At 59.9% G+C, this 12,853-nt stretch carries 7 protein-coding genes and 3 pseudogenes; 9 read left to right on the forward strand and 1 reads right to left on the reverse strand.

Annotation, left to right across the window (positions count from 1 at the left end):
* Positions 1-17: 17 nt before the first annotated feature.
* The 4 genes from ugpC (at position 18) to RHIBUN_RS0102515 (ending at position 4,208) form a co-directional block, all read left to right on the forward strand.
* Complete coding sequence (ugpC, locus tag RHIBUN_RS0102500) at positions 18-1,100, forward strand: sn-glycerol-3-phosphate ABC transporter ATP-binding protein UgpC (RefSeq protein WP_025658293.1); 1,083 nt, start codon at positions 18-20, stop codon at positions 1,098-1,100.
* Positions 1,100-1,984 (forward strand): sugar ABC transporter permease, encoded by an 885-nt coding sequence (locus RHIBUN_RS0102505; protein ID WP_025658294.1) that lies wholly within the window; start codon positions 1,100-1,102, stop codon positions 1,982-1,984. The genes ugpC and RHIBUN_RS0102505 overlap by 1 nt, the downstream gene beginning before the upstream one ends.
* Positions 1,981-2,829 carry a carbohydrate ABC transporter permease gene (locus RHIBUN_RS0102510; protein WP_025658295.1) on the forward strand — a complete coding sequence of 283 codons (849 nt, stop codon included), beginning with the start codon at positions 1,981-1,983 and terminating at the stop codon, positions 2,827-2,829. The genes RHIBUN_RS0102505 and RHIBUN_RS0102510 overlap by 4 nt, the downstream gene beginning before the upstream one ends.
* A 62-nt stretch (positions 2,830-2,891) precedes the next feature.
* Positions 2,892-4,208 carry an extracellular solute-binding protein gene (locus RHIBUN_RS0102515; protein ID WP_025658296.1) on the forward strand — a complete coding sequence of 439 codons (1,317 nt, stop codon included), beginning with the start codon at positions 2,892-2,894 and terminating at the stop codon, positions 4,206-4,208.
* Between the two features lie 294 nt (positions 4,209-4,502).
* Here RHIBUN_RS0102515 and RHIBUN_RS36255 read toward each other — a convergent pair whose 3' ends face one another.
* Positions 4,503-4,655: a hypothetical protein gene (locus RHIBUN_RS36255; RefSeq protein WP_156932663.1), complete on the reverse strand. Its 153-nt coding sequence runs from the start codon at positions 4,653-4,655 to the stop codon at positions 4,503-4,505.
* A gap of 228 nt (positions 4,656-4,883) precedes the next feature.
* Here RHIBUN_RS36255 and RHIBUN_RS0102530 point away from each other — a divergent pair.
* From RHIBUN_RS0102530 to RHIBUN_RS0102550, 5 genes and pseudogenes are all read left to right on the forward strand, one after another.
* Positions 4,884-9,887: pseudogene (locus RHIBUN_RS0102530) on the forward strand (N,N-dimethylformamidase beta subunit family domain-containing protein).
* 103 nt (positions 9,888-9,990) lie between these two features.
* Positions 9,991-10,108 (forward strand): annotated as a pseudogene (locus RHIBUN_RS36260) (GTP-binding protein); the annotation flags it as partial.
* Positions 10,099-10,261: pseudogene (locus tag RHIBUN_RS35055) on the forward strand (GTP-binding protein); the annotation flags it as partial. The pseudogenes RHIBUN_RS36260 and RHIBUN_RS35055, both read left to right, overlap by 10 nt.
* Positions 10,262-10,943: 682 nt before the next feature.
* On the forward strand, positions 10,944-11,666 hold the full coding sequence (locus tag RHIBUN_RS0102545) for a FadR/GntR family transcriptional regulator (protein ID WP_025658300.1): 723 nt from the start codon (positions 10,944-10,946) through the stop codon (positions 11,664-11,666).
* A complete protein-coding gene (locus RHIBUN_RS0102550; protein WP_018855411.1) occupies positions 11,663-12,829 on the forward strand; it encodes a PLP-dependent transferase in 1,167 nt (388 codons plus the stop codon). The genes RHIBUN_RS0102545 and RHIBUN_RS0102550 overlap by 4 nt, the downstream gene beginning before the upstream one ends.
* The last annotated feature ends 24 nt before the right edge of the window (positions 12,830-12,853 follow it).

Below are 12,853 nucleotides of genomic sequence, written 5' to 3' on the forward strand. Positions count from 1 at the left end.
AATCAGCGGAGGAATACGTGGCGCTCATCGAACTGGTGAACATAAGCAAGCAATACGGTGCGGTGCAGGTCATCGACAACCTGTCCCTGACGATCAATTCCAACGAGTTCATGGTCTTCCTCGGCCCATCCGGCTGCGGAAAATCCACCTTGCTGCGAATGATTGCCGGGCTGGAGAGCATCGACGGCGGCGAGATACGCATCGACGGCAAACGCATCGATCATCTGCCGCCGGGCGAGCGCGGTATCGCCATGGTGTTCCAGCACTATGCGCTCTACCCCCATATGAGCGTGCGCGACAACATGGCCTTCGGCTTGCGAAACATCGGGGTCCACGAAACGGAAATCGCTCGCCGGGTAACGGAGGCGGCAAACGTTCTTGTTCTCGACAAGCTGCTTGATCGCAAGCCGGGGCAATTGTCCGGCGGCCAGCGTCAGCGCGTGGCCATCGGCCGCGCGATCGTCAAGGAGCCGCAAGCCTTCCTGTTCGACGAGCCCTTGTCGAATCTTGATGCCGCACTCCGTGTCAGAACGCGCGTCGAGCTGGCGCAGCTTCACAACCGCGTCAAATCAACGATGGTTTTCGTGACGCATGACCAGATCGAGGCGATGACGCTCGCACACCGGATCGTGGTCATGAACAATCGCCGCATCGAACAGGTCGGCACGCCAATGGAGATTTATGCACGACCTGCGACACGTTTCGTCGCCGAGTTCGTCGGTTCTCCTGCCATGAACTTCCTGCCCGTGAAACTGGACCGCGATTTTGTTCGCCTAACCGACGGAACGACTGTCCATACGGCGGTTCCAATCAAAGAACTGGCGCCGGCCAGTGACTATACGATGGGTGTCCGCGCTGAAGCCATTTCGATCGGGCGATCCGGCACCGGCGACACGGATGCCGTTGTCGAGGTCATCGAACGGCTGGGAGATCGCACGCTCGTCTATGCTCGCATCGCAGATAACTCGCTTTTGGTGGCAGAAGCCAAGGGAGACAGCGAACTCGCGCCAGGCGCTGCCGTGGCCCTGACGTTCGACGGCCGCCGGACCCACCTCTTTGACGCGGCCGGCCGCGGCTATCACACCGCGGAGGCAGCGTGATGAGCCAGGCCATCCACATGAACGAATCCCGATTGCGAAACGGCTTGTTCGTTGCGCCTTTCGTGCTTGTTTTCGTCTGCCTGCTCGTCATTCCGCTCTTTTGGGGCTTCTGGCTTGGCCTGACGAAGGCTGACCTGTTCGGCCCCGGCAAGTTTGTGGGGCTTGCAAACTATACGCGCCTCTTCAGCGACAAGATTTTCCGTGGCGCAGTTCTGAACACGCTCTATTTCGTTGTCTTGACCGTACCGGTTCTCGCAGTCTTCGGTCTTGCACTCGCACTGGCGCTCAATCGCAAGACACGCTTCGCCTCGGTGATGCGCGCCGTCTTCTTTGCCTCGTCCGTGCTGTCGGTTACAGTGGTGACGCTGATATGGCGCATCGTCTTCATTCCCGACATTGGCCTGCTTTCCAATATCTTCGGCTGGTTCGGTCTGCCGCAGGTTACCTTTCTCAGCAATGCGCGTCTTGCGCTTCCGGCCGTTGCGATCGCGACGGTCTGGTGGGGCGTAGGCTTGCCGATGATGCTGTTTCTGGCCGCACTGCAACAGGTGCCGGGCGAGATTTATGAAGCGGCTGCGCTCGACAATGCCGGGCGCTGGAAGACGCTGTGGCGCATTACGCTTCCGTCGATACGTCGGACATTCCTGCTCGTGCTGATCATTCAAAGCGTGCTTCAGTTCCAGGTATTCGGCCAGGCCCAGCTGATGACGCAGGGCGGCCCCAACAATGCTTCGAGACCGATTGTCCTTTACATCTACGACGTTGCCTTCACCCGCTTCGATGTCGGCATGGGCGCTGCGACCTCGCAGGTCCTGTTCGCGATCATCCTGATGGCCGGCATGCTGCAGTACTTCCTTTCCAACCGGCAGGGAGAAAATCGATGAACCGCACGAGCTCCGGCATTGTCGGAAAATCCCTGGGAGACAGGATCATCCTTCTTGCCGTCGTGGCAGCCGGCCTGATCATGCTATTGCCGATCCTTTGGGTCGTCGGGCTGTCGTTCAAGCTCAATGCGGAACTGAAGCTGGATACGAATTCGGTCTTCCACGTTCCGTATACGATCAAGAACTACGCAGACGTGTTTGGCGGATCCAATGTCTTCCGCTGGTTCTTGAACAGTCTCATCGTTTCGTCGGGGATGACGCTCGGTGTGCTGATCCTGTCGTCGCTTGCCGGCTATGGTTTCGCGCGACTGCGGTTTCCGGGGCGCGACATTCTGTTTGTCATCGTTCTGTTCGGCCTTGCCGTGCCGGAGCAGGCAGTGATCGTCGCACGTCATCAGATCTTCAGCATGCTGCGACTGCACAATACCTATCCTGGCCTGATCCTGCCCGGTTTGGCTGCGCCATTCGGTGTTTTCCTGATGACGCAGTACTTCCGGGAGATTCCCAAGGAACTGGATGAGGCAGCACTGCTCGACAACGCGTCGCGCTTCAAGATCTTCTGGACGGTTCTTCTACCGCTTACCATCCCGGCCCAGGCGACACTCGGTGTGTTCACCTTCCTCGGTGCCTGGAACGACTATCTGTGGCCGCTCATCTCGGCGACCAAGAAGGACATGTACACGATCACGACCGGCATTGCTTCCATGCAGATGAACTTCGCCCAGACTGAGGGCCTCGGCTTCCTGATGGCTCAGGCTGTGTTCGCAGGCCTGCCAACGCTCGCTGTCTACCTGTTCTTCCAGAAATACATCGTCACCGCGGTTTCGGGTTACGCAGTGCGATGACGATCATGATCTGACAATCCGGTTTCAACGCGCATTTTCGCAAGCAATAGGAGGAGATTGCAATGAAGATTGGCATGAGGAATATCTTACTGGCGGCGACGCTGACCATGGCGTCGTGGCCGGCTCTGGCCGCTGATCCGGTCGAGATTACGGTTCAGCGGTTCTTCGGAGCCTGCGACGCCGATTGGGGAACCAACACCGACGTCAGCAAGGCTGTAGGCGAGTGCGGTATCATCACGTCGCAGATCAACAAGTTCGTTGCCGACAATCCCGACATCAAGATCAATGTGAACACCGTCGAATGGCCTGGTTACGACCAGCTGACGGCGCAGCTGGCATCGGGCGAGCCGCCAGATGTCGTCACCATCCATGAATCCGTCCTGTCCGACTATCAGTCGAAGGGTCTTCTTGAGCCTCTGGACGCGGTACTAAAGGCTGCCGGCGTGGATTCTTCCACTTTCACCGCGGCGGGCAGGGAAGGGGTGACGAAGGAGGGCCAGATATTCGGCCTGCCGATCGATTCCCACACCATGTTGTGGCACATCAACATGAACTATTTCCGCAAGGCGGGTCTGGTCAATGATGACGGAACGCCGGTGCTGCCGAAGACGGCCGATGAACTGCTCGCACAGGCAAAGCAGTTCAAGGAAAAGACCGGAAAGCCCTATCTCGTTCAGAGCATGGCCAACGAAAAGGGTGCGTTCTATCGCGCCCTCTATATCTACCTGACCCAGATGAAGTCCGACTTCTTCGCAGATCCGACCCATGTCAAACTCAACACACCTGAAGCCAAGAAGATCGTCCAGCTGTTCAAGGACATCTACGATCAGGATCTGACCACGAAAGACCAGGACTATGCTGCATCCCTGTCCGGTTTTACCAAGGGGGACGGTGGTGTTCTTCTGAATGGTACCTGGGTTGTGGGTGACTTCGATGCCCTGTCGAAAGAGGCCGACAACGCGCTCACCAACGGCTACGCGGTCTATCCATATCCTCCGGTGTTCGGTGGTGAACCGGCCTATTGGTCGGATGGCCACTCCTGGGCGATGACAAAGAAGGATCGTACCCCTCAGCAGGTTGCGGCAATCGGCAAGTTCCTGAAGTTCATGGCCGATCACAATTTCGATTGGGCCCGGACCGGTCACCTTCCGGCGCAGCAGGCGGTCATTGATTCAGCGGAGTTCAAGGCGCTGCCGCATCGCGCCACGATCCTCAGCATCGCAAACGTCGCAAAACCTCTGCCTGCACAGGTTCGTCATCAGTTCGCGGTCAACGACATCATCGGCGAAGAGATCGCTTCTGCGATCACTGGCCAAAAGGAGATCGATGCGGCGCTCACAGACGCCGAAACCCGCGTCAACGATCTGCTTGCAAACTAGCCATAAAGGGGCTGTCCGAGCATTCCGGACAGCCCTTTGGCAATTTTATGCCTCTGTAGAGGGGAAGCAAATCGGAGCCTTGCAAGACCGCCAAAGGCAGGAACAGTCCTTGACAGCTCGGCGCTTAACTCCTGGCTCTCGCGGGCTAGAATCGCAGCAAACGTCCTGGCGCCGCACTTCCTTTCGTTCTCGCCCGGTCGCATGGCCATCCTGACGCGTTCCTGCTCACCCTCGGTAAGTTCTGCCATCCCAAGCTCGAGTGTTCGCTGACCGCGACGAGGCTCCCCGGTGAGCTTACGGCTGCTCCTGCCGGAGAGTTGGACCAGCGATCAGGATCGGATGGGCCAGTTGCATCCTGCGATGTTTGATATCCCTAAAAAGTGCAGCGATGGTCACATCATCGTCATGGAAGGCGAGGGAGGCTTCAACCTCGAAAACCATGTCCATTCGTGGTCTTAGTCGACATGACCCGCTTCTCTGACGATCTCATAAAACGCCTGCATGGCGTCGCTGACGCCTCCAACGGCGTCTCTCGGTCACGCGAGAGCGGTATAGTCCTTATTGGCCAAAAGGTGATCGCCCGATTTAGCTCGAAAGGCGTACAAGGTATTTTGCGCTTCTTCGGCTATGATTCGACAATCTGCACATTGGTAGATTTTCGCGAGGGGGCATGCCATGCATCGCAAAGCTCTCCGTTGGGCATCTCGCTCAATGCTATTGGATTCGTTGACTCCCCGGTGGCTAGCGGGCCGAAAGGCAAAGCTTCGCAACACCGCCTGTAGGGGAGATAACAACTATCAACTCGCGCTGGCCGCACAAACGACCGATGCGATCAAGTCTGGCACTGCCTCCGACAGTCCCGTCAACGCCATCGCGGTCAATGAGGATGACGATCGGTCGACGGGGGTGGTCTGCGACGCTCACGGCCAGGTCGATAACGACACCACGCTGCGGTCGTTGGCCGATAGTTTCGCAACGATCTGCGGAGCCGGAGTTCAACGCGGTGACTTTGTCGCACATCAGCCGTTTGCTGTTGACGGTGCTGCGCAGACAGCGTCCGGACCAGGTTCGATTAGTGTAGGGAGCGGGTCCGCTTCCGGCAAGGTCGTCACCCCTGAATCGACCCCGTCAGCGCGGGCGAGTGTTCACGGATCGCACTCATTCCTGGCGTTTGGCATCGGCGGCTACCATACCTCTCCGACGCGAACGCTCGATTGGGCGCAAGGCGGCGGCATGCTCCAGCATGACGGCCAACTGCCCGGAACCAGGCGGACCGAGGGATCGGACTATGTACCGACCGGCAAGGGAACATTTGGCGCGTCTGTCAGCGACCCGCTTCCGAACCGTGACCTTTCGCCCTTGTCAGGTTGGCACGGAACAACAAAGTGGACGGGCTCAACAGTCTCGAACGGGCCATTGCCAGGCCGTGGGGAGATCGGAGCGGGAAGCGCAACCTCCAAGGGTGTGAATATCCTTTCCGGCTCGGCGACTGAACCGGTGGGCACGCAAAGCGCAGCGACGCAGAGTCTGGCGGCGGCGGCCGCCACCACCAATGCGATTGTCGCGGAAAACCAGAAGCAGGGCAATCCGGAGAGCGAATGGGGCATCACGGGAGCCGGTAGCTCGAACATCGAGGGGTTCGCCACCGACATCAGCATCAATCGGGGCCAGACCGTCAGCTTCAAGATCAACACCAATTCCAACAACTATCGGATCGACATCTATCGCCTCGGTTATTACGGCGGCATGGGAGCACGCAAGGTTGACACCATTCAGCATACGGGCGTCCAGAACCAGCCTACAGCGTTGCGCGACAGCACCACCGGTTTGGTCGACGCCGGCAACTGGTCGGTTTCAGCGTCCTGGGCAATTCCGGCCGACGCAACGTCGGGAATCTACATCGCGAAGCTCGTGCGTCAGGATGGTACCTTCGGCGAGAACCAAATCCCGTTCATCGTGCGCGACGACAGCAGCCACAGCGACGTCCTCTTCCAAACGTCGGATGAGACCTGGCAGGCCTACAATCCCTGGGGTGGGGCCAATTTATACCAGGGCAACGGGCCGGGGGGCGACTCGTCCCCAGGGCGCGCATACGCGGTTAGCTACAATCGCCCGATCACCACGAGGGGCGGCGGCCTGGCGGCCGGACCACAGGATTATATATTCGGTGTCGAATACCCAGCCATCCAGTGGTTGGAAAAGAATGGCTATGACGTTTCCTACATGGCCGGAATGGACTCCGATCGCCTCGGCAGCCTGATTCAGAACCACAAGATGTTCCTGAGCGTCGGCCACGACGAGTATTGGTCGGGACAACAACGCACCAACGTCGAGGCAGCGCGGGATGCTGGTGTAAACCTCTGCTTCTGGAGCGGCAACGAGGTCTACTGGGAGACGCGCTTCGCTCCGAGCATCAGTTCCGGCGCCCAAGCGTATCGCACCCTGGTGTGCTACAAGGAGACCAGGGCCGGCCCCATCGATCCGAATAACCAATGGACCGGAACCTACCGGGATCCACGGTTCGTCTCCCCGACCGCTGTCGGGGGAGGGCGGCCGGAGAACGCGCTGACCGGCACCATGTTCCAGGTCGACTCGTACCGAAGCGATTCGATCACCATCCCGTATGACGACGCCAATCTGCGCTTCTGGCGCGATACCAGCGTGGCAAACCTGCAACCTGGCCAGACGGCCACGCTCCAGCAGAACTATCTCGGATATGAATGGGATCAGTCACCCGATAATGGCTGGCGTCCCGCCGGACTGATCGAACTGTCGTCGACCACCTTGCCTGTGGACCAATATCTACTGGACTACGGCACCGTTACCGGGACTGCCACCGCAACGCACAATCTGACGCTTTACCGAGCTCCTAGCGGCGCCCTGGTGTTCGGCGCCGGCACGGTTTACTGGGCATGGGGACTCGATCAGAACCACGATCTCGAGGCCACGCCGGTCGATCCGCGGGTCAAGCAGGCCATGGTGAACCTGCTGGCGGACATGGGGATCCAGCCTGGCACATTGGAGGCCGGCCTGGTATCAGCAACGCAGTCGACGGATACGACAAAACCAGTATCATCGATCACCGCGCCGAACGACGGGACCCCTCTTAAGGTAGGCAACGCCATCACCATCAGCGGAACCGCATCCGACGTCGGCGGCGTCATCGCTGCCGTCGAGGTGTCGACCGATGGCGGGACAACGTGGCACCGGGCCGTTGGAGACGAGAGCTGGACCTATAGCTGGGTCGCGCAGACAGCCGGTACGTTCACCATCAAGACCCGGGCGGTGGACGACAGCCTCAATCTCGAAACCCCCGGTACCGGCCGAACCGTGACGGTAACCGGCAACAACTTCTTTTCCGCTTCGGCCGTTCCGCCCATCGTGCCTGATGTCGATGGCAACGCTATTGAAGTTGGAATGAAGTTCCAATCCTCAGTGGCAGGCACAGTCACGGGCGTGCGGTACTACAAGAGCGATTTGAACATCGGACCACACACGGGGTCGCTGTGGTCGAGCACAGGTACCAGGCTGGCAACGGTCACCTTCACCAACGAGTCAGGGGTCGGTTGGCAGGCCGCCAGCTTTTCCAACCCGGTCGCGATCACCGCTGGCACGACCTATGTGGTCTCCTATCACACCAACTACGGACACTATGTGGCGACGGGAGGCTATTTTGCCTCTTCCGTAACAAATGGATCACTCACGGCGCCGACGAATGCCGGCGTCTACACCTATAATTCGGCCAGTGTTTTTCCGAGCAGCACCTTCAACAGTGAGAACTACTGGGTCGATGTTCTATTCAATCCAACAACGGCAAACAACACGCCACCGACGGCGGTTGCCGATGCCGGCGATGCGACCGAGAAGGGCGGTGTTGCCAATGGCTCGGGTGGTTCTGTCGCCAGCGGCAACGTGCTTGCTAACGACACCGATCCGGATGCCGGCGATACCAAGACGGTGACGGCGATCGCCTTCGGCGCGACAACAGGCACGCTCGGCACCGCACTCAACGGCGCCTATGGCAGTCTCGTCCTCGCGGCCTCTGGCGCCTATACCTATACGATCAACGAGGCCAACTCCGCGGTGCAGGCGCTGCGGCTGTCGACCAACACGCTGAGCGAGATCTTCAACTACACCATGCGTGATGCCGCCGGCGCCACCGCCACGGCCGCGCTGACGATCACCATCCACGGCGCCGACGACGCGCCGGTTCTGGCGGCCCAGACCGCCACCCAGAATGCCACGGTCAATACCGCCTTCTCGTTCGCGTTGCCGGCCGGCACTTTCACCGATGTCGACAGCGGCGAAACGCTCACCTACACGGCAACATCTGCCGACGGCTCGGTTCTTCCCACCTGGCTGAGCTTCAACGCCGCGACGCAGACCTTCAGCGGTACGCCGACGGCAACAGGCACGTCAGGCATCAAGGTGACGGCAACCGACATTGCCGGCCTTGCCACCAGCGAGACCTTCAATATTACCACGACGATAGCGGGCAACACGACGCCGACGGCGGTTGCCGACGCTGGCGATGCGACCGAGAAGGGCGGCATTGCCAATGGCTCGGGTGGTTCTGTCGCCAGCGGCAACGTGCTTGCCAACGACACCGATCCGGATCAAAACGACACCAAGACCGTCACGGCGGTCAGCTTCGGCGCGACGACAGGAACGCTCGGCACCGCGCTTGCCGGCACCTATGGCAGCCTGCTCATCGATGCGACAGGCGCCTATAGCTATACAATCAACGAGACCAACACCGCGGTGCAGGCGCTGCGGCAATCGACCAACACGCTGAACGAGGTCTTCAGCTACACCATGCGTGACGCCGCAGGCGCCACCGCCACGGCCTCGCTGACGATCACCATCCACGGTGCCGACGACGCCCCTGTTCTGGCGGCCCAGACCGCCACCCAGAATGCCACGGCCGGCACTGCCTTCTCCTTCGTGCTGCCGGCCGGTACCTTCACCGATGTCGACAGCGGCGACACGCTGACCTACACGGCAACATCTGCCGACGGCACGGCTCTTCCCACCTGGCTGAGCTTCAATGCCTCGACGCGTACCTTCAGCGGCACGCCGACGACATCAGGCGCGTCAGACATCAAGGTAACGGCAACCGACATTGCAGGCCTCGCCACCAGCGAGACCTTCAGCATCAATACGGCCGCAGCCCCCACCACCTACAGCCTGTTCAGTGCCACCAGCACGCCGGCGCAGACGAACCTNAANGANNNCNNGCAACTCGAACTCGGCGTCAAGTTCCAGGCNAACGTTGCCGGNNNNATNACCGGNATCAAGTTCTACCGCAGCGCCAACGACAANGGCCAGAACGTCGTCGANCTGTGGACNACNGNAGGCACCAAGCTNGCCACCGCCACCTATTCCGGCACCACCGGCAGCGGCTGGCAGACGGTGAACTTCGCAACGCCGGTCACCATCACCGCCAACACTACCTATGTGGCGTCCTACCACACGACCGGTGCCTATGTGGCGAGCGACGGCTTTTTTGCCAGTGGCGTCACCAACGGTCCTCTGACGGCCCTTTCAAGTGCCGCCGCGGGCGGGAACGGCGTCTACAGCTATGGCGGGTCCGCGACCGCGGGTCTCTTCCCGACCAGCACCTATGATTCGGCGAATTACTGGGCCGACGTAGTCTTCCGGCCGCAACTCGCAGCCTGATGGGTCGGCCGAAGTGACAGGCCGACTTCGGATGCAATGAATGCAATGCAGGTTCTTGCCGCGGCAAGCCGTCGTCGCAAATGCCGACATCGAAGGGATGCCTATGGAAGGCACAAAAAGACTGCCGGTGACAGCTTGCCGGTTTTCTCAGGGCTGGCAAGACGGCACTCCTCAACCATTTGCTGGCCAACCGCGAGGGCTTGCGGGTCGCCGTCAGCGTCTGGAGAGCCACTGGGACAGCCCCTGGGGTGATCGTCGGCAGGAGCTAGTGTTCATCGGGGTGGGCATGGACGAGACAGGCGTTCGCGGCGCGTTGGACCAGTGTCTGGCAAGTGCGGATCCGCGCACTCGAAGATCCGTTTCCGGTTTGGTAGCGCGGGCCGTACTCGGCAAGGAACGGAGGGCCTACTTCGAGTACTCGGCAGAGTTTCTCGCAGCACCCCTTTTGATTTCTGCCTATGAGGTGTGGCGGTTGCTGCGTTATTGCGAGAATTCGTCGCAATCGTTCAGGCGATACCGACACTGCAAGGACGCTGGAACTTGCTACTAGTCAAGCAGGCGCTGTGGTTTTCTTTCTCCGGGTTTTCGCGCGCGACGTTTCGGTGTGAGGTCATTCAATATATGGCCGATGGCGAAGGACGAAGCGGACGTCCGCGGCGATGGTTGCCGCTGTCCTGCGGAGTGAGGGCGACTTGGAGCAATGGCGGGAACGCCCACGAAGGATGTTCGAGATAAACGAGGTTCCAACCGAGGCTGAACTGGCGGTGCTTGATAACCCGTCGGATAGTCGGCCGTAGCTCTACGGCGGGTTTGCACCGCTCGGTGGGCAAGGACTGACACGCGCCTTCAGCCTCTGCTGTGAGGTCTGCCTTTTAAAGGTTTGTGTAAGGGTCGCTGACCTTCGCCACGACCTCGATTTCCGAGATCCGTATCTTGGGAGAATCTAGAATCCGCTCTTTAACTTCCGACTTGCCCTTGACGTTTCCGCAGCTTTTTGGAAATGCTAAGATGTCAGACCAATTTCAGGTCGACTGCCTATAAGAATTCTGGGGAACCATGAAGGCACCACGCAGCGACAGGCCGGTTATCCGGCCGCTTCCGGCCATGGATCGGGCACGTCAGGTGACCGACGCACTGGCCGAGTATGTTCAGAGCGCGCAATTGAGGGCAGGCGATCGCCTGCCGGCGGAGCGCGAGCTGATGGCGGCGCTGATGGTGGGCCGTTCGACGATCCGCGAAGCGATCCGTCATTTCCAGGCGCTCGGCGTCATCGAAACCCGAAAGGGCAGCGGAACTTACCTGCTGAAACCGGTTTCGAAGGCGACAATCCATATGCCGCTGTCGCTTGACACCGGCCATCTGCGTAACGCTCTTTTGCAAACGCTCGAGGTGCGTCGCGGGATCGAGTGCGAGGCCTGCATGGTCGCCGCACGCAAGCGGACCGACAAGGATCTCATCCTGATCGAGCAGAACCTCAACGAGATGGAGCGCGTCCACATAGAGAAGGGCACGTCGGGGCCTGAAGACCTTGCCTTCCATCTGGCGATCTACGATGCCACCCACAATCCGCTTTTCCGCCAGCTTCTCGAGCAGATGCGCGAGACATTCTGGCAGTTCTGGGAGCATCCCTTCGAGCGCGAGGACTTCGCCCGCCGCTCGTTTCCCTTTCACCGCACGCTCTTCAACGCGATCGCTGCCCGGGACGCCGAGGCCGCGCGTGAAGAGACACTGAAGATCCTCGGGGTCGTCGAGGAAGATATCAAGGAAATGTCGAAATGAACAACGGCGCAGACGCGTTCGATCTTGCCTCGCTCATCACAGCACACGACGAAGGAAACTTCGCCGAAGCCGTCGTGCCACCGATCTTTCAGACGTCGCTTTTTACCTTTTCAGACTATGACGACATGATCTCCTCCTATCGGGGCGAAAAGGTCCGGCCGATCTATACGCGCGGCCTCAACCCGACGGTTCGCATGTTCGAGGAAATGCTGGCAAAGCTCGAGGGCGCTGAAGATGCGCTCGGCTTTGCAAGCGGCATGGCAGCGATTTCCTCGGCGGTGCTCTCCTTCGTCGAGCCGGGCGACCGGATCGTTGCCGTCAAGCACGTCTATCCCGATGCTTTCCGCCTGTTCGGCACGATCCTGAAGCGCATGAAGGTCGAGGTGACCTATGTCGATGGTCGCGATGAAGAGGCTGTAGCCAAGGCGCTGCCCGGCGCCAAGGTCTTCTACATGGAAAGCCCGACGAGCTGGGTGATGGAAGCCCATGATGTCGGCGCGCTCGCGGCCCTTGCCAGGAAGCATGGCGTTGTCACCATGATCGACAATAGCTGGGCGAGCCCATACTTCCAGCAGCCAATTTCACTCGGCGTCGATATCGTCATCCATTCGGCCTCGAAATACCTCGGCGGCCACAGCGACGTCGTGGCCGGTGTCGTTGCCGGCTCGAAGGAGATGATCGCCCGCATCAAGGCAGAAGCCTACCCCTATCTTGGCGGCAAGCTCTCGCCGTTTGACGCATGGCTTCTGATCCGTGGCCTGCGCACATTGCCGATCCGTATGCGGGCGCATGAGGCGGCCGCGATGACGATCGCCAGGCGCCTGCAGGAACTCGACGTGGTGGAGACCGTCTGCCATCCGGGCCTTGCCAACCGGCTTCCGGCTGGCCTCAACGGCACGTCGGGCCTGTTTTCCTTCATATTCCGCGAGGGCGTCGATATCCGCGCCTTCGCCGATCACCTCAAGCTCTTCAAACTGGGAGTGAGCTGGGGTGGGCATGAAAGCCTGATCGTACCAGGCGAGGTCGTCCTTCAGCAGAAGGCGCAACCGAATTCCGCGCATACCTTCGGGATCCATGCGCGGTCAGTACGCCTTCACGTCGGCCTCGAAGGAACTGAGGCGCTGTGGAAGGACATCGAGGCGGCATTGGCGGTCGCCTCTTGAGTTGACAACCTGAAAAACCTGAAA

The organism is Rhizobium sp. IBUN, assembly GCF_000510625.1.
Classification (GTDB): Bacteria; Pseudomonadota; Alphaproteobacteria; order Rhizobiales; family Rhizobiaceae; genus Rhizobium; species Rhizobium altiplani.